Genomic DNA, 16,399 nt, shown 5'->3' with positions numbered 1-16,399 from the left:
GAGATCATTGATGATTCAACGCATGCATGTTGCAGTCAATTGTTCAGACTTAGAAAAATCTCTAGAGTTCTATAAAAGCTTTTTCGGTACACAACCGACAAAAGTAAGAGAGAACTACGCGAAATTTGAGCTTGATCAACCTGCTCTTCACTTTTCTTTGAATGCACGTCCCTTTTCAAAAGACGGAGTCCTAAATCATCTCGGTTTTCAAGTTAATAACACAGAAGATGTTCTAGCTATGGGGGAAAGACTTAGAAAATCAGGGTTGCTGTTAATCGACGAGATGGATACAACTTGCTGTTACGCTGTTCAAGATAAAGTATGGGTATATGATCCCGACGGCAACGCTTGGGAGATTTTCTATACGAAGGAAGACTCTGAATTTGAATCTGCTGGTGATGCACGAGATTTATCTTTATGCTGTGCACCACCTCAACAACCTCAACCCATCACGCTAGGTTTCACAAAAAAATAAACAAAAAATCCCTCTGCACTATTTAAGATGCGAGGGATTTTTTTTATGATCAAATGGTAGATATCGCAACAATCTCTTCAATACGAATAATGATCTGATCCCAATAGTTATGGCTATCGCTCATCACACATAGCGTAATATAATCTCTTTCAACTGCTCTAAGTCTGCCTTCGTAAGAATGATTTGTTGTATCCACCACAACCTGCCTCTCCAAAAGACACTTTGCTTCTCTTCTGAAGTTCTTCAACACCAATCACCTTCCCTATTTTGCACTGCAAGCAAGGGGCTTTCTATACTATTACATGCACAAAAAAGAAAAGAGACACGGACAAACACCCTGTGCAGATGACTATTCTTGTACAACCAAGCATATTATGTAGAAATAATCTTAGACAGGGTGAATGCCATGTTTGAACGGACGATAGCGATTTTCTTAGGAAGCGTGTTGCTTGGCATAGGCATTAATGGTTTCATTGTTCCCTTTCACCTTCTCGACGGAGGAATGATCGGCATTAGTCTTCTCGTAAAGTATGTGTGGGGTTATAAAGTCGGGCTTACAATCATTATTCTGAGCATTCCCATCTATCTAATAGCTTGGAAACTAGAGCGTCGATATTTTATAAACAGCATTCATGGCTTACTCGTGTCGTCATTGATCATTGATTTGCTATCTCCTTTAAGAGGTGTGTTTTCCGTTTCTGTTATGGAAGGTTCAGTGATTGGAGGGCTTTTCATCGGAACAGGGATCGGTTGGATGCTGCGTCATGAAACTAGTACAGGTGGAACAGACCTGATCGCTCTTTTCCTTTCGAGATGGTTTTCCATAAATGTTGGGATGGTTATCTTTTTGATCGATGCAGCAGTAATCATTGCTGGTCTTTATGTGATGGGAGAAGGTATTCTCTTCTACTCGCTCGTAACGATCCTTTCCGTCGGTTTCGCAACCATGACGATGACGTTGATTCGATCGATCAACTTCTATAGAAGCATCTAGGGGGACTGACCCCTTACAATTTATTTCCTGCTTCATTTTAATCTTCAACATCTAGACATATGCCCAATATTATATAGTAGTGGACATTACTTTTGTTACTGAGGGTGAAGTTAATCACATTATTTCCAATGATTCAAATGAAAACAAGGCCCCGAAGTATAAAGTACTTCGTGGCCTTGTTTATACTCAACTATATTACTTTACCCAAGAATATCTAACCAGATCTTAACCGACGTAGCAACAATCAGTGCTGCTAAGATAAATTGAAGAATTTTTGTATTTACCTTTTTACCAAACTGCGCCCCAAGTGGAGAAGCGATCAAACTAGCTACTACCATGATTACCGCCGGCCATAGTAAAACTTGACCTGTCGTAATCTTACCTACAGTAGCACCGATTGATGAAATAAACGTAATAGCAAGTGATGTAGCAATCGTCATACGCGTTGGTATCTTTAGGACGACTAACATGATCGGTACAAGGATAAATGCACCTGCTGCACCAACGATACCTGCTGCAACACCTACAACAAATGCTAACACGGCCGCAAGCCATTTATTAAACGTAACTTGATCTAATGGGATGTCATCGATCCCTTTTTTAGGAATCAGCATCATGATAGCAGCTAAAGTAGCTAGAACAGCATAAACGATATTGATTTGCCCTTCTGACATGGCTTCTGAACCAAATCCACCAATAAAACTTCCGACTAGGATGCTGCTACCCATATAGATGATTAGGGTCTTGTTCAGATAACCGCCTTTACGATAAGCCCAAACGCCACCTATCGTTGCAAAGAAGACTTGAACAGCACTGATCCCTGAAACTTCATGAGCCGAATATGCTGTGAAGCCGAGCATCGCTGGAATATAGAGAAGCATTGGATACTTGATGATGGATCCGCCGATACCTACCATTCCGGATATAAAAGAACCTATAAAGCCTATTAGAAAGATTGTAATTATGAACCCTAATTCCATGACTTCACCTCCCTTAAAACTGATGCTGCTTAAATAAACAAGTTGATCTTAGACTCATCTGCATCAGCTAGGTATGAAGCAACTCCTGCATAATCCAGTCCATCAATTAGTTCCTCTTTCGTAATACCCATAACATCCATTGACATCGTACAAGCAACCATCTTAACATCTAAGTCTTGCGCCATTTCAATTAGTTCTTTTAATGTTACGATGTTCTTCTTCCTCATCGTATACTTCATCATCTTCGCGCCTAAACCACCATAGTTCATTTTTGAGATACCCAGCTTTTCAGGTCCTTGCGGCATCATTTTTGCAAACATTTTATCCATGAATGTTTTCTTTACGTTCACGTATTCTTCTTTTCTTAAGATGTTTAGTCCCCAGAATGTGAAGAACATTGTTACTTGTTTCCCCATCGCTGCAGCACCTGTTGCGATAATAAAACTTGCCATCGCTTTATCAAGATCACCACTAAATACAACCATTGTTGATTTATCTTGTGTTTGTTGTTCCATCGTTGAACGCTCCTTTTGAACTAGATACCCATACCTCTATAGGTATCTGGTTACACAAATTTTTTATTAACCTTTTTGAATATAAAACTTAAATACGCCGTCATCTTCTTTATGCTCTAATAATTCATGACCGGAAGATTTAGACCATGCAGATAGATCATTAACTGCGCCCTTATCCGTTGCTAATACTTCTAAAATGTCTCCACTTGAGAGTGTATCCATCGCTTTCTTAGTTTTGACGATCGGCATCGGACAAGATAATCCTTTTGTGTCTAAAGTTTGAGTTACGTTCATTTGTAAAACCTCCAGATAGTTTTTTATTATTTGTTCAGTTACTCATTGATTGCACAGCGGTTTGGACCAATTTCCATCTCGCGCTGCTCATCGTTTGTTGGATCGATTTCCCCCATGTTCGTTTGACGAATTTCTTGATAGGCATTTGGCTGTGGCGGTAAGTTTTCCGTTACAGCTCTTCGAAACTCATCTTCGCTCTTAATGTTCAGTCCTTCGTTCTTTTCAAAGAGTTCTCCAAGTGGTGCTGAAACCGCACCTCTTTCATCTAGTTCACTGATCTTTCCAAAGTGGGCAGGTAACACGACTAGATCTTTAGAGAGGTTGTTGTATTTGTTATATAGTGAATGACGTAAATCACTAACCCAGTCTTCTGCTTTACCAGCAAGGTCTGGACGTCCGATTGAATCAACGAACAGAATATCTCCAGAAAGCAAGAATTGTCCGTCAATGATCATAGAAGTACTTCCAATCGTATGACCAGGTGTATATAAAGGTTGGATCTCAATCTTCGTGTTGCCGATCGTAATATCTTTTCCTTCTTCTAATTCAGCGAAGGAGAATGTTACTTCTTCAGCATCTTTTGGTGGTAACCAGTATGTTGCACCAGTCTTTTCTGCAAGTTTGCGTCCGCCTGATATATGGTCAGCATGAAGATGTGTATCGATCATATGCTTGATCTCAAGGTTGTTTTCTTTTGCGAAATCTTCATACGCTTCAATCGTACGAGCGGAGTCAATAATAGCCGCCTCTCCGTTCGATTCTACAAGGTATGAAAGACATCCCTTACCGATACGGTTGAACTGATAGATCGAACCTCCATCTTTCAAATCCCCAAGCTTCACCGGCATCAAATATTCACTCCAAGACTTCATACCACCTTCTAGATAATAGACGTCTTTAACACCTGCTTCATCCAGCATCTCTGCTACCATGACAGAGGATCCTTCTTTTGCACAGACAACAAGAACTTCTTCTTTCGGAAGATCTTCTAATACTTCTTCAACCCCATCGATCAGATCAAAATAAGGACGGTTAATCGATTTAATTCCTTTGCCTTCAATTTTCCAATCTTTATAGTCATTTTCATTACGAACATCCAGGATAAATAGGTTTCCGTCAACAACTCGATTTGCCACTTCTTTAGCTGATAATGCTTTTATCATTTCGAAAATACCTCCCCAGGTATATTTAAAGTCAAAATTTTTTATTCAGTTGGTCCATCCCATTCAACCATACCAGGTAAAACATTCTTAACACGCTCAAACCCATTCTTAGCAAGCATTTGTGCTGCCATATCACTTCTCGATCCTGTACGGCAAATAACATGGATTTCTTTGTTTTTATCAAGTGTGTCTAATTTGCTTTCAAGTTCTCCTAAAGGGACCGATACTGCCCCAGGTATCCGTTTGAACTCATACTCTGCAGGCTCTCTAACATCTAGAAGAAGCATATCTTCTTTATTTTCAGCCAAGACTTTTTCTAATTCGTCATTCTGAATTGTATGCTGGAACTTTGCAGCTTCTTTAACTTCACCAGGATTTGATTTTCTTAAATAGTGCTTAAGAACATCTCCATCTTCTTTTGTACCTAAATATTGATTTCCTGTGTTTCTTGCCCAGCCTTGAATATCAGCCAATGAACCTTTATCAGTTGCCTGAACTTCAATAACTTGCCCTGCCTCAAGCTGATCCATCGCTTTTTTTGTGCGAACGATCGGCAACGGACAGGATAATCCTTTACAGTCTAATACGTGATCTACTTTAATACTCATACTATAAAAACCTCCATCTGTTTTAAATTTTAGTTTCACCTGTCCAGGAAAGCATACCGCCTGTCATGTTAATTACTTTAAAATGATTTAAAGCTAGTATCGTGCATGCTTTCTCACTTCTTTTTCCAGATCTGCAAACCATAATGTACTCTTTCTCTATATCTAACTCGTTCATGCGAGTAGAAATTTCACCGAGTGGAATATGTTTCGCAGTTGGAATCATCCCCTGAGCTACTTCTTCGTTTTCTCGAACATCAATGATATTCAATGATCGATCGGTTTCTAATAATCGTTCAACCTCTTTTGGTTCAATGCTTTTAAAAGACAAATTACTGTCTCCTTTCTAATTTAGAATACTCATACCCGTATAGGTATATAGTTGTTCAAAAAAATATAAATTTTGTGCCGTTGTAACTCATGCAATCTGATAGTATAAATTAAATACCTATAGGGGTATATTAATAGATAAAAGAAAATCTGTCAACAGTCTTATTAATGACAGATATCTATCGGCTTTTAACTAAAAGTTGTACAGCTTCTTTCACAATATCAGAGTTCATCTCTTCTCCGCTTTCCATTTGTTCACGTAAACACTGTTCAAGGTTGGTGCCTACGATTAGACCAATCGTACGATCAATCGCTGTACGGGATGCGGATAATTGAGTAATAACGGCTTTACAATCTTGTTCTTCTTCTAGCATACGCAATACTCCACGTACTTGCCCCTCAATTCTTTTTAAACGATTTTTCATTTCTTGTGTGTATTCCATTTCAGCACATCCTTCTTTCGAAATACCTATAGGGGTATACTACATCACTTTATTATTTATGTCAACCTAATGAATTTATATGGCTGCAAGTATTTGACTTGCAGCCTCTGTTCTTATTATTGTACCACTTTTTGCATTCTTTCATGAACCATATCCATCACTGATTGTTTGAGGTTAACTAAAGCCTCATCTGCTTTCTTATGAGAATCTGCGTTAACACCAAAATAAAACTTTACTTTCGGTTCTGTTCCTGACGGTCTTACACAGAACCATGAACCATCCTCTAATTGATATTTAAGTACATTTGATTTTGGAAGATGGATTTCACTCTTTTCATCTTTAACTACATTGTACTGAACACTTGCTTTGTAGTCTTCAGAAACCACTAATTTTTGTTCGTTCACTTCAAGCGGCATTTCCGCTCTAAAGCCTGCTAATAAGGTTTCGATCTGTTCTGCCCCAGACTTACCTTTCAATGTTAATGACTCAAGACCTTCCTTATAAAACCCATGTTTCTCATAAACATCATCTAAAGCATCAAAAAGTGTTTTTCCTTGTTTTTTGTAATAAGCAGCCATTTCAGCTCCCATCAAACAAGCTTGAACAGCATCCTTGTCACGCACAAAATCTCCGATTAAGGACCCATAGCTTTCTTCATAACCGAAAATGAATGTATGCTTTCCGCTTTTTTCGTACTCTTTAATCTTTTCACCGATAAACTTAAAGCCTGTAAGGGTATCTTCGCACGTTAAACCATAAGACTCTGCGATTACTCGTCCAAGTTCTGAAGTTACGATCGTTTTAAAGATGATTCCTTTGGAGCATAAGCTGCCTTTCTCTTCACGTTGAGAAAGGATATATTCAATCATGAGTGCACCAGTCTGGTTACCTGTTAGGATCTCATATTCACCTTTGCTGTTCTTAGCCGCGATTCCTACTCGGTCTGCATCAGGATCGGTTGCCATCAAAATATCTGCATCAACTTCTTGTCCATATTTAATCGCTAACTCAAATGCTGCAGGTTCTTCCGGATTTGGGGACTTCACCGTCGAAAAATTAGGATCAGGCTGTTCTTGTTCTTTAACGACCGTGACATTCGTAAATCCTAATTGTTGAAGTCCTTCTCTAACCGGAATATTTGCAGTTCCGTGAAGCGGCGTGAAAACGATGCTTAAGTCATGCATCTCATTGATCACTTCGCGATTCAAACTAATTTTTAAAAGTTGCTCCATGTAAGCTTTGTCGATTTCCTCACCAACAATTTGAATCAATCCTTCATTTTTGAGTTCCTCTTCAGATCTCACTTCAATAGAAAGTTCATCTTCAACAGCATTTACTTTTTCGATCACTTCATCAGCTTCTTTAGGTGGAAGCTGGCCACCATCCGGACCATAAACTTTGTATCCGTTGTATTCTGGTGGGTTATGGCTTGCTGTAACAACGATACCACTGTAAGCTTTCAAGTATCTAACCGCAAAAGATAACTCAGGTGTAGGTCTTAAGCTTTCGAATACATAAGCTTGAATACCTTTAGAAGCTAATGTTTTCGCTGCTTCCATCGCGAATTCCGGTGATTGATGACGAGAATCGTATGCAATTGCAACACCGCGTTTTTTAGCTTTCTCACCTTGCTTCTCAATAAAATGAGCCAATCCTAAAGAAGCTTTCCGAACCGTGTACGTGTTCATACGATTTGTACCAGGTCCGATTTCACCACGCATACCACCTGTTCCAAATTCTAAATTTTTATAAAAGCAGTCTTCAAGTGCTGTCCTGTTTTCCTTGATTTCCTCTAATGCAGTCTTTAATGGTTGTTCGAGCTCTTCTTTCCCTACCCATTTCTCGTATGTTGTCTCCCAGGACATAGTACTGCCTCCTTATGTTATATAAAATGAATGCTGATTGGTTTTTTGTTAGTTTCGATATGAATCGAGTTATTCCTGCCATATCTATTAAATACGGCCTTTATTATACCGCTTTCAGCACAAAAAATAAAATCCCGTAATAAAGCAGTCTTACACAATGACATGGTTCGTGATATTTCCCGAGAAATAGAAAAAAAGCGGCAAGCTATCTATCGCTTACCGCCCTTCTCATCGTTATTTGCTTTTATCTTTTTGAACAACACTATATAGATCTAGCCTTCTATCTCTAAGAAGGGTTACACTTCCTTTTTTCCGTTGTCTTCTTAAAATCTCTAAATCCACATCACCTACAACAACTGTTTCGATATTCGGGTGACATTCCCCAACGATTCCGTCTCTTGGGAACGAAAAATCAGATGGTGTAAAGATACCAGACTGAGCATATTGAATATCCATGTTCTCTACTTGCGATAAGTTTCCAACCGTTCCTGCGATTGCTGTATATATCTCATTTTCAATCGCACGTGCTTGAGAACAATATCGAACGCGTAGATATCCTTGTCGATCTTCTGTACAGAATGGGGTGAAAATAATCTTGGCACCTTGATCGGTTACAATACGTGAAAGTTCAGGGAATTCGATATCATAGCAGATTAGTATCGCAACTTTTCCGCAATCAGTATCAAATACTTGTACTTTATCACCAGCCGTAATTCCCCACCATTTCCGTTCGTTCGGTGTGATATGAATTTTATATTGCTTATCAATCGTTCCATCTCTTCGGAATAAATAAGCCACGTTATAGATATCTCCGTCTTCTTCAACAAAGTGGGAGCCACCTATGATGTTTACATTGTAACGAACTGCAAGATTCGTAAAGAGTTCGATGTATTGCTCTGTAAACTCGGTTAGTTTACGAATGGCTAAGCTGGGACTCTTCTCCTCACAGAAGGATAACAACTGAGTAGTAAGAAGCTCTGGAAACACAGCGAAATCTGAGCCTTGATCAGATGCAACATCTGTATAATATTCAACTTGTGTCGCAAAATCTTCAAAAGAATCAATCGTCTTCATCATATATTGAATCGTTGTGATTCGAACAGGCTCACTCGTCTTAAAATACTTTTTCGTTTTATTCGGAATGTAGTCAACATTGTTCCATTCCATCAGTGTCGCATAGGCATTTGATTGTTTATCATCAGGCAGATAGCTCTTATTTAAACGCATCACTGTAAAGCCGTTCATCAATTGAAAGGTTAACACTGGGTCATAGATGTTGTGCTGAATGACTTCTCTTACATATTCACGAGGCGTCATTTCTTTTGAATGTTTATGGTAGTTTGGAATTCTACCGCCTAGAATAATACTTTTCAGGTTCTTCTGCTCTGCTAGCTCTTTACGCGCTTCGTAAAGACGCGCACCTATCTTCATTCGGCGGTATTCTGGGTGGACCATCACTTCAATACCATATAAGTTAAATCCTTCTGGATCATGGTTCGTGATATAGCCTTTATCTGTAATCTCATCCCATGTATGCTTATCATCATACTCATCAAAATTAACCATTAAGCTTGAGCAGCTTCCAACAATTTTTCCTTCATACGTTACACAAAATTGTCCTTCTGGAAAGATACGCAGGTGACTCTCTAGCTGCTCACGTTCCCAAGGCTCCATGTTTCCTGGAAAACAGATCTGCTGAAGTTCTAAGATCTCATCGATATCTTCAAACTCAATGTTGCGTAGTTCAATTTTTTTCTCAAATTTTGATACGTCGATCTCACTCATGTTATCCACTCCTCTAACTAACTTCCATAGCTTACTTCCAATTCTTCATCCGTTCTTGAAGGTTGCCAGTGAAGAATTCTATCTCAGTTCCATCCGGATCGTTAAAACTGACTGTGTTTCCCCCGCCTCTTTGTATCGGTCCTCTCGTGATTTCAACATTTTGTTCACGCAGCAACTGAACCGCTTTAGGAAAATGTTCTTCAGAAACTGTAAATGCAAAGTGATCAACACCTACTTGATTTTTATCCATAGGTTTTGCATCTTTTATTTCTATCAAACACAGCCACACTCCCCCTGCGTCTAAGTATATATCTGTATTCCCTTTATGAACGATTTTAGCACCTAGTACGTTCATATAAAATGTTTTGGAATTTTCTATGTTTGAAACTCTAATCGTAATATGATTGATGCCTTGTATTCTAACCATAATGGCTCTTTACCCTTTTTTCTCTGCCTGCTTAATAAGTGATACGAGATTCAATTCTGCTAAGGATTCCATCTGATGATCAACATCGCCAAATGTCATATGTTTTGTAACAGGATTAGGAATAGCAACACAATAAAGTCCTGCTTTTTTAGCCGCCACTGATCCGTTTACAGAGTCTTCAAATGCGATCGCTTCATGAGGTTTTACGTTTAATGCTTTTACCGCTTCAAGATATAGCGTCGGATCTGGTTTTACTTTTTCAACATCATCTGCTGTTTTGATCACTTCAAAATGGTGCTTCAAACCTATTCGATCTAAATGCTCTTCTACCCATTTTCGCGAAGAACTTGATGCAAGACCAACCTTTAATCCGAGTTCTTTTGCAGCTTCAAGGTAATCAAGAATTCCAGGAAGTTCCCGTTGTTCCGATATTAAAGCAAGTGCACGCTCTGTCTTTTTTGCTCGCAGCACTTCATGATCAAGCTTTTGATCAATCTGTCTTTCTAAATATTCGTAAGGATTAAAATCAGAATGGGTACCAATACATTCTCCCCAAACTTCAAGCGGCAGATCGCTTCCATGTTCCTGATACATTTCTTGAAAAGCGTTGTAATGCTGCGTTTCTGTATCCAAAATTGTTCCATCAAAATCAAACACCAATGCCTTGATCACGGTTAACCAACCCCATCTTAAGCGTTTTATACTATTTTCTTGTATTTTTCTAAAAGACGCAAGAAAACCGATTATTAATGAAGGACATTCGTTCTAAACATGATTTTCTTTCCATTGCTTGTGGCGATAATGGCTCCGAGCTGATCGGTCCGATAGACGGTCATCTTTCTGTTATCTAAACGATACATCACTTCTTTCGACGGGAACTGATAAGGATTATTCCTACCGACCGAAATCACAGCCGTTTTCGCTTTGACTTTTTTCAAAAATTCCATCGTCGTCCCCGTATTGGCTCCATGGTGACCCAATTTAATAACATCCGCCTTCACCCCACCACGCTTCAATATCTCCTTTTCTTCTTCAGCACCTGCATCTGCCATAAGAAGAAAATTCTTTTTGCCATGCTTGATTTTAATCACTGCCGAGTAATCGTTGATGTGTTTATAATACGAACCCTTCGGAGCCAGCATTTCTACCTTTACAGAAAAGCCCATCTTAAAATTCACACCTGCTTTTGCGCGATCTACCGGAATTTGTTTTTCGTTGATCACACGAAAGAGGTCATGATAATATTTTGTATCGTATGGAAGATTCGGCATGTATAGAACACTCACGGGGAACGCTCGTATCACATCATCTAGCGAACCAATATGATCGTGATGAGGATGAGTAGCTACAACGATATCCAGATGTGTAACGCCTTCTTTTTCTAGATACGAGATGATCTTTTCACCGTCATGTTCATCTCCACCATCGATAAGCATCGTTTGTCCGTTTGGTGCTTTTATAAGGATACAGTCGGCTTGGCCAACGTCTAAAAAGTGTATCGTCAACGGATCGAACCAGTCCGCTCGAGCTTTTTGAGGAACTATTGTTAACACGAGTATCAAGCTCAGACAGAACACGGCTAACTTATTAATGGTTTTCAAATCTCCCACCCCTTTACATCCATTTTTTCGTCCATAATGCGTAACCTTAGTTATATGTAATTTTGTTGAATTCAACAACAAAACCCGCCATCCAATACATGGATGCGGGCGATTTGTTTTTTTATGAATATTCGTTTTCTATAGGCTAATTCCTAATAGAATATTGCCAGGTATTCTATCTATAATGTTCTTTTCTAAAAGATTGTTGCTATCAAATAAGTTTTAATTTTTTCATCCTAGCCAGTTGACCGAAGTGCAAGGTGCGAGACTCCTGCGGGACAAGCGGTCAGTCCGAAAAGTGGAAGTGGCTCGTTCAGCACCGACAAGCAAAAGGTGAATGGGCCAGGAAGGCGCACTATGCCTTCTTGACCATTTAACTTTTGACCTCGAGGGGCTAGCCACTGCAACTAGACAGGTGAGACCCTTAAAGGCACAAAGTGGCAAGGGGCTCACCGCCTGCCCCGCGGAAAGCGAGCAACCTGGAACGCAGGTCAACCACTTTCAAAGACATCAACGGTCATAACCGGCTTAAATGTTCACTTCATTCTTCTTAAAAAAGCTCTTCATAGCATGATACACATCTGCTTTTTCTTTCAAGATATAATGACTAAATTTGGGATTATCCATATTCTTATACACACTCATCAAAGTAGAATGCCGATTATAGGCGTTCACTTCACCATAACCAAACATATTTGAATGCTCCATAATTTGTTGAACGAGCTTCACACATCTAGCATTATCACTTGTAAGGTTATCTCCATCAGAGAAATGGAACGGATAAATGTTATAACGGCTCGAGGAATATTTCGTCTCGATCAACTCAAGCGCTTTGCGATAAGCAGATGAACAGATCGTTCCACCACTTTCACCTTTGTTAAAGAAGTCTTCCTCTGAAACAACTTTCGCCTCCGTGTGATGTGCGATAAATTCAATCTCTACTTTTTCATACTTCGACCGCAAAAAGCGTGTCATCCAGAAAAAGAAACTTCTCGCCATATACTTTTCCCAGATTCCCATCGAACCTGAAGTATCCATCATAGCGAGGACGACGGCTTTGGATTCTGGTTTGACGACTTCGTTCCACGTTTTAAAGCGAAGGTCATCATTATGAATAGGAGCAACACTTGGTTTTCCGATCAAAGCATTTCGTTTGAACGCGGTTAGAATTGTTCTTTTTTTATCCACGTTCCCCATGAGCCCTTTTTTACGAACATCATTAAATTCGATCTTTTCCATTACGATCTGGTCTTGTTCTTTTTGTTTGAGGTTAGGCAGTTCTAGTTCTTTAAACAGCATCTCTTCTAGTTCAATGATTGAAACTTCAGCTTCTGCATAATCGACACCTGGTTTGTCGCCTGCAGGTCCTTTGCCTTTTCCGGCTCCGTTCTGTCCGGCACGTCCATCTCTGGCTACTACATCCCCCACCTGACTATCTCCATCACCTTGGCCTACGTGCTTGTTCTTGTCGTAGTTGTATCGGATTTTGTATTCATCCATAGAACGGATAGGAATCTTAATCACATCACGCCCGTTGGATAAAATGATATTCTCTTCACTTATCAAATCCGGCAGGTTGTTTTTAATGGCTTCCTGCACTTTTTCCATATGCCTTTGATGATCTTGATATCCTTTTCGGTGGAGGGACCAGTTTTCCTGAGACACAACAAAATTGTTCTTTTCCGGCTCGCTCATCGTTTTCCCCCTCCAGAGCAGCAAGAGTCAATGCTGCTTGTTCTTGATCAACCCGGGGCATAACTTGCTTGTAACAATCCGCTATTATCAGAAAAAAAGGGTTGGTTACACTATCATATGCACGTACTTCTTAGAATTGCTAAACTTTCATGATAAAAAAGCCCTCTTTTCTAAAAAAGAAAAGAAGGCTTTGTTTTGTATTTATTTATCATATTCTTCTTTGTCATGCTGCTCGGGGTCTGGTGTTTTACCACTTTTACGAACTTCTTCGTTAGTGGAGACGTGTTCCATCACTTTACCGTGTTCTTTCATTTCTTCAAAGTTTGATACCATTGAGCTGTTTTTTCGTTTAGGTTCATTATTATTTTGTTTTGTCATAGGGATTCACCTCTTACAGAATTTTTCCCCATTTAATCCTTTTTAAAACCATTAAAAACTTTCATTTCATCCATCGGCCAATAACGGATGTTCGCCTCACCCACGATATCAGTCATCTCAACAAAACCGATATGGCGGCTGTCGATGCTGTGAAGTCTGTTGTCACCAAGTACGAAGATCTTCCCTTTTGGTACTGTATCATGTCCTGTAATCTCTTCTAACGTAAAGTTGCCGGTTAGTGTCCGATTACCAGCAAAGCGTTTGAATTCCTTTAAATAAGGTTCTTCCACTGGTTTGTTATTGATATATAACTTGTCATCTCGGTATGCGATATGATCACCCGGCAGACCAATCACCCGCTTGATATAATCTTCTTTCGGATTTGCCTTAAAAACAATCAGATCAAATCGCTCCGGCTGACTGATTTCATACCCAATCTTATTCACGATCAGTCTATTGCCATTTTGGATGGTAGGCATCATAGACTCACCATAAACCACGTATTGCTCAATCAAAAACTTTTTTATAATAATAGCTAGAATAAGTGCAACACCAATTGCTTTTATCCAATCCGTTAATCCGTTTCTTTCCTTTTTAGTCGAGCTCATTGGGCTCACTTCCTTTAGTTAGCTTATTAGTATCAATTTACCATTTTTAAGTAAGTAAATACAAGTTCAATTATTTTTAACATAAATATGAATGTAAATTCTACTCTGCAATTTGTTTAGTTTCCCCTAAATTTCTGTAAAAAAACACACCCTGACAGACTAACTCTTGTACAGGGTGTGTTGCCATATTTATCGGTTCAATAAACTGCCAACATATCTCAGTAGTTCGTTGGCACTAGTCGTATTATAGCCGTGTTCATCCACCAGACGGGCAATGACCTCATTAATCTTCTTCAGTTGTGACTCATCAGGAGTTTTGGATGATGTTGTGATCTTTACAACATCTTTAAGATCGGCGAATAATTTCTTTTGAATCGCTTCTCTTAACCGCTCATGAGAATTATAGTCAAATTTCTTTCCTTTTCTTGCATAGGCAGAGATTCTGATCAGGATTTCTTCACGGAATGCTTTTTTTGCATTCTCAGAGATTCCGATCTGTTCTTCGATCGATCTCATCAACTTCTCATCTGGACTCATCTCTTCACCAGTAAGCGGATCACGTAATTTATTCTTATTACAATACGCCTCAACATTATCGAGATAATTGTCCATAAGTGTTTTTGCAGACTCTTCGTACGAGTAAACGAATGCTTTCTGAACTTCTTTCTTCGCAATATCATCGTACTCTTTACGAGCCGCCGAGATAAAGTTAATAAACCTCTCTTTATCTTCCTTTGATATGGATGCATGATGATCAAGCCCGTCTTTTAATGAACGCAGAACATCTAATGCGTTAATAGAAGGTGTTTCTTTGCGGATGATCGCTGATGATATTCGGTTGATAACATAACGCGGATCGATACCAGACATCCCTTCATCAGCAAACTCTTTCTTCAGTTCCTCAAGATCAACATGATTGAATCCTTCTACGATCTCTCCATCATACAACCGCATCTTCTTTAACAGATCCATTCCTTGTTTCTTTGAATCTTTCAATCGTGTTAGTACCGAGAATGTTGCTGCCACTCTTAAAGCGTGTGGCGCAATATGAACATGAGACATATCACTCTCTGAGATCATCTTCGCATAAATTTTTTCTTCTTCTGAAACTTTTAAATTATACGGAACGCCCATCACGATAATCCTTGAATGGAGGGCTTCATTTTTCTTATTGGCGATAAAAGACCGGTACTCCGATTCGTTCGTATGCGCTACAATTAATTCGTCCGCTGAGATTAAAGCAAATCTTCCTGCTTTAAAGTTTCCTTCTTGCGTAAGAGAAAGGAGATGCCATAAGAATTTCTCATCACACTTCAACATTTCCTGAAACTCCATCATTCCTCGGTTGGCTTTATTCAGTTCTCCATCAAAGCGATAGGCACGGGGATCTGATTCTGATCCGTACTCTGCAATCGTGGAGAAATCGATGCTTCCCGTTAAGTCAGCAATATCTTGTGACTTAGGGTCAGATGGACTGAACGTACCAATCCCTGTTCGCTTATCTTCTGAGAAGAAGACACGCTCTACCATAACATCTTCAATGCGACTGTCATATTCGTGTTCAAGCCTCATCGTATTAAGAGGAGATAAACTTCCCTCTACTCGAATGCCGTAGTCATTAAAAAACTCTTTTCTTAAGTTCTGTGGAATAAGATGTAACGGATCTTCATGCATCGGACAGCCTTTAATTGCATAGACCGCTCCTGCAGGTGTTTTTGTGTATTGCTCTAAACCTCTTTTGAGCATTGTAACTAAAGTGGATTTACCACCGGATACTGGTCCCATCAACAATAAGATACGTTTACGAACATCAAGGCGTTTAGCGGCAGGGTGAAAATACTCTTCAACAAGTCGTTCGATTGATTCTTCTAACCCAAAAATCTGATCGCTGAAAAAATGATACACCTTTTGACCATTTTTTTCTGAAATGCCAGCATCTTTAATCATGTTGTATACTCTTGAATGCGCAGACTGGGCAACAAATGGCCGATCTCGTAAAATATCAAGGTATTCAGCGAAGGTACCTTCCCAGGCTAAACGCTGTTCTTCTTCACGATGCAGTTGGATTCTCGATAAAATATCCATGAGTACCTCCTTGATTGTATTGGCTCCATCAAGTGTTAATCTACTCTATGCGGGGATGTCCGTAATCATTCTGTTTGAATAGCGATTTTTATTTAAAAAAGTTGGAATTCCCCTTTGCACAATCATGGTAAAATATGTTTATCCTTATGTTTTGAA

Annotated in this window: 19 protein-coding genes; 2 read left to right on the top strand and 17 right to left on the bottom strand. The window is 39.3% G+C overall.

Annotated features, from left to right (window positions below):
- The first annotated feature begins 13 nt into the window (after positions 1 to 13).
- Positions 14 to 475: an ArsI/CadI family heavy metal resistance metalloenzyme gene (locus tag ACNJYY_RS03675; protein ID WP_416731796.1), complete on the top strand. Its 462-nt coding sequence runs from the start codon at positions 14 to 16 to the stop codon at positions 473 to 475.
- Between the two features lie 49 nt (positions 476 to 524).
- Here ACNJYY_RS03675 and ACNJYY_RS03670 read toward each other — a convergent pair whose 3' ends face one another.
- Complete coding sequence (locus ACNJYY_RS03670) at positions 525 to 722, bottom strand: DUF2642 domain-containing protein (RefSeq protein ID WP_186320606.1); 198 nt, start codon at positions 720 to 722, stop codon at positions 525 to 527.
- A gap of 159 nt (positions 723 to 881) precedes the next feature.
- On the opposite strand from ACNJYY_RS03670, the gene ACNJYY_RS03665 reads away from it, so the two are divergent.
- A complete protein-coding gene (locus tag ACNJYY_RS03665) occupies positions 882 to 1,469 on the top strand; it encodes a YitT family protein (protein ID WP_066391252.1) in 588 nt (195 codons plus the stop codon).
- Positions 1,470 to 1,669: 200 nt separating this feature from the next.
- Here the strand turns inward: ACNJYY_RS03665 and ACNJYY_RS03660 are convergent, their stop codons facing one another.
- The 16 genes from ACNJYY_RS03660 to ACNJYY_RS03585 all read right to left on the bottom strand — a co-directional run bounded on the left by ACNJYY_RS03660 (position 1,670) and on the right by ACNJYY_RS03585 (position 16,243).
- Positions 1,670 to 2,449, bottom strand: coding sequence for a sulfite exporter TauE/SafE family protein (locus tag ACNJYY_RS03660; protein ID WP_416730596.1), 780 nt, complete (start codon positions 2,447 to 2,449; stop codon positions 1,670 to 1,672).
- Between the two features lie 29 nt (positions 2,450 to 2,478).
- A complete protein-coding gene (locus ACNJYY_RS03655) occupies positions 2,479 to 2,964 on the bottom strand; it encodes a DsrE/DsrF/DrsH-like family protein (protein WP_416730595.1) in 486 nt (161 codons plus the stop codon).
- Positions 2,965 to 3,030: 66 nt separating this feature from the next.
- Complete coding sequence (locus ACNJYY_RS03650) at positions 3,031 to 3,258, bottom strand: sulfurtransferase TusA family protein (protein ID WP_416730594.1); 228 nt, start codon at positions 3,256 to 3,258, stop codon at positions 3,031 to 3,033.
- Positions 3,259 to 3,296: 38 nt separating this feature from the next.
- A complete protein-coding gene (locus ACNJYY_RS03645) occupies positions 3,297 to 4,421 on the bottom strand; it encodes an MBL fold metallo-hydrolase (RefSeq protein WP_416730593.1) in 1,125 nt (374 codons plus the stop codon).
- A 41-nt stretch (positions 4,422 to 4,462) separates the two neighbouring features.
- The gene (locus ACNJYY_RS03640; RefSeq protein WP_416730592.1) at positions 4,463 to 5,029 is read right to left on the bottom strand and encodes a sulfurtransferase TusA family protein; all 567 of its coding nucleotides are present in this window, start codon (positions 5,027 to 5,029) and stop codon (positions 4,463 to 4,465) included.
- Between the two features lie 22 nt (positions 5,030 to 5,051).
- Entirely contained in the window at positions 5,052 to 5,357 is a 306-nt protein-coding gene (locus ACNJYY_RS03635) for a rhodanese-like domain-containing protein (protein WP_416730591.1), read from the bottom strand.
- Between the two features lie 178 nt (positions 5,358 to 5,535).
- Positions 5,536 to 5,799: a metal-sensitive transcriptional regulator gene (locus tag ACNJYY_RS03630; RefSeq protein ID WP_416730590.1), complete on the bottom strand. Its 264-nt coding sequence runs from the start codon at positions 5,797 to 5,799 to the stop codon at positions 5,536 to 5,538.
- 116 nt (positions 5,800 to 5,915) lie between these two features.
- Positions 5,916 to 7,664: a phospho-sugar mutase gene (locus tag ACNJYY_RS03625; RefSeq protein ID WP_416730589.1), complete on the bottom strand. Its 1,749-nt coding sequence runs from the start codon at positions 7,662 to 7,664 to the stop codon at positions 5,916 to 5,918.
- A gap of 234 nt (positions 7,665 to 7,898) precedes the next feature.
- The gene (locus tag ACNJYY_RS03620; protein WP_416730588.1) at positions 7,899 to 9,449 is read right to left on the bottom strand and encodes a GNAT family N-acetyltransferase; all 1,551 of its coding nucleotides are present in this window, start codon (positions 9,447 to 9,449) and stop codon (positions 7,899 to 7,901) included.
- Positions 9,450 to 9,480: 31 nt separating this feature from the next.
- Positions 9,481 to 9,876, bottom strand: a complete 396-nt coding sequence (locus ACNJYY_RS03615) for a VOC family protein (RefSeq protein WP_416730587.1) — start codon at positions 9,874 to 9,876, stop codon at positions 9,481 to 9,483.
- Positions 9,877 to 9,885: 9 nt separating this feature from the next.
- On the bottom strand, positions 9,886 to 10,548 hold the full coding sequence (locus ACNJYY_RS03610) for an HAD family hydrolase (RefSeq protein ID WP_416730586.1): 663 nt from the start codon (positions 10,546 to 10,548) through the stop codon (positions 9,886 to 9,888).
- A gap of 74 nt (positions 10,549 to 10,622) precedes the next feature.
- Positions 10,623 to 11,477 (bottom strand): ComEC/Rec2 family competence protein, encoded by an 855-nt coding sequence (locus ACNJYY_RS03605; RefSeq protein WP_416730585.1) that lies wholly within the window; start codon positions 11,475 to 11,477, stop codon positions 10,623 to 10,625.
- 528 nt (positions 11,478 to 12,005) lie between these two features.
- The gene (gene yhbH / locus ACNJYY_RS03600; protein WP_416730584.1) at positions 12,006 to 13,172 is read right to left on the bottom strand and encodes a sporulation protein YhbH; all 1,167 of its coding nucleotides are present in this window, start codon (positions 13,170 to 13,172) and stop codon (positions 12,006 to 12,008) included.
- 201 nt (positions 13,173 to 13,373) lie between these two features.
- Positions 13,374 to 13,550, bottom strand: a complete 177-nt coding sequence (locus ACNJYY_RS03595) for a hypothetical protein (protein ID WP_416730583.1) — start codon at positions 13,548 to 13,550, stop codon at positions 13,374 to 13,376.
- Between the two features lie 32 nt (positions 13,551 to 13,582).
- The gene (gene lepB, locus ACNJYY_RS03590; RefSeq protein ID WP_416730582.1) at positions 13,583 to 14,158 is read right to left on the bottom strand and encodes a signal peptidase I; all 576 of its coding nucleotides are present in this window, start codon (positions 14,156 to 14,158) and stop codon (positions 13,583 to 13,585) included.
- 189 nt (positions 14,159 to 14,347) lie between these two features.
- A complete protein-coding gene (locus ACNJYY_RS03585; RefSeq protein WP_416730581.1) occupies positions 14,348 to 16,243 on the bottom strand; it encodes a PrkA family serine protein kinase in 1,896 nt (631 codons plus the stop codon).
- Positions 16,244 to 16,399 lie beyond the last annotated feature (156 nt).

Source organism: Fictibacillus tiangongensis (genome assembly GCF_048083785.1).
Classification (GTDB): Bacteria; Bacillota; Bacilli; order Bacillales; family Fictibacillaceae; genus Fictibacillus.
The sequence above is the reverse complement of the archived record's forward strand: the minus strand, read 5'-3'. Positions and strand labels throughout refer to the sequence as shown.

What these genes read in the sequence shown, in the direction of transcription:
- ACNJYY_RS03630 (WP_416730590.1), bottom strand. Translation starts at nt 5,799, where the DNA reads ATGGAATACACACAAGAAATGAAAAATCGTTTAAAAAGAATTGAGGGG.
- ACNJYY_RS03595 (WP_416730583.1), bottom strand. Translation starts at nt 13,550, where the DNA reads ATGACAAAACAAAATAATAATGAACCTAAACGAAAAAACAGCTCAATG.
- ACNJYY_RS03620 (WP_416730588.1), bottom strand. Translation starts at nt 9,449, where the DNA reads ATGAGTGAGATCGACGTATCAAAATTTGAGAAAAAAATTGAACTACGC.
- ACNJYY_RS03645 (WP_416730593.1), bottom strand. Translation starts at nt 4,421, where the DNA reads ATGATAAAAGCATTATCAGCTAAAGAAGTGGCAAATCGAGTTGTTGAC.
- ACNJYY_RS03660 (WP_416730596.1), bottom strand. Translation starts at nt 2,449, where the DNA reads ATGGAATTAGGGTTCATAATTACAATCTTTCTAATAGGCTTTATAGGT.
- yhbH (WP_416730584.1), bottom strand. Translation starts at nt 13,172, where the DNA reads ATGAGCGAGCCGGAAAAGAACAATTTTGTTGTGTCTCAGGAAAACTGG.
- ACNJYY_RS03640 (WP_416730592.1), bottom strand. Translation starts at nt 5,029, where the DNA reads ATGAGTATTAAAGTAGATCACGTATTAGACTGTAAAGGATTATCCTGT.
- ACNJYY_RS03585 (WP_416730581.1), bottom strand. Translation starts at nt 16,243, where the DNA reads ATGGATATTTTATCGAGAATCCAACTGCATCGTGAAGAAGAACAGCGT.
- ACNJYY_RS03615 (WP_416730587.1), bottom strand. Translation starts at nt 9,876, where the DNA reads ATGGTTAGAATACAAGGCATCAATCATATTACGATTAGAGTTTCAAAC.
- lepB (WP_416730582.1), bottom strand. Translation starts at nt 14,158, where the DNA reads ATGAGCTCGACTAAAAAGGAAAGAAACGGATTAACGGATTGGATAAAA.
- ACNJYY_RS03655 (WP_416730595.1), bottom strand. Translation starts at nt 2,964, where the DNA reads ATGGAACAACAAACACAAGATAAATCAACAATGGTTGTATTTAGTGGT.
- ACNJYY_RS03625 (WP_416730589.1), bottom strand. Translation starts at nt 7,664, where the DNA reads ATGTCCTGGGAGACAACATACGAGAAATGGGTAGGGAAAGAAGAGCTC.
- ACNJYY_RS03665 (WP_066391252.1), top strand. Translation starts at nt 882, where the DNA reads ATGTTTGAACGGACGATAGCGATTTTCTTAGGAAGCGTGTTGCTTGGC.
- ACNJYY_RS03650 (WP_416730594.1), bottom strand. Translation starts at nt 3,258, where the DNA reads ATGAACGTAACTCAAACTTTAGACACAAAAGGATTATCTTGTCCGATG.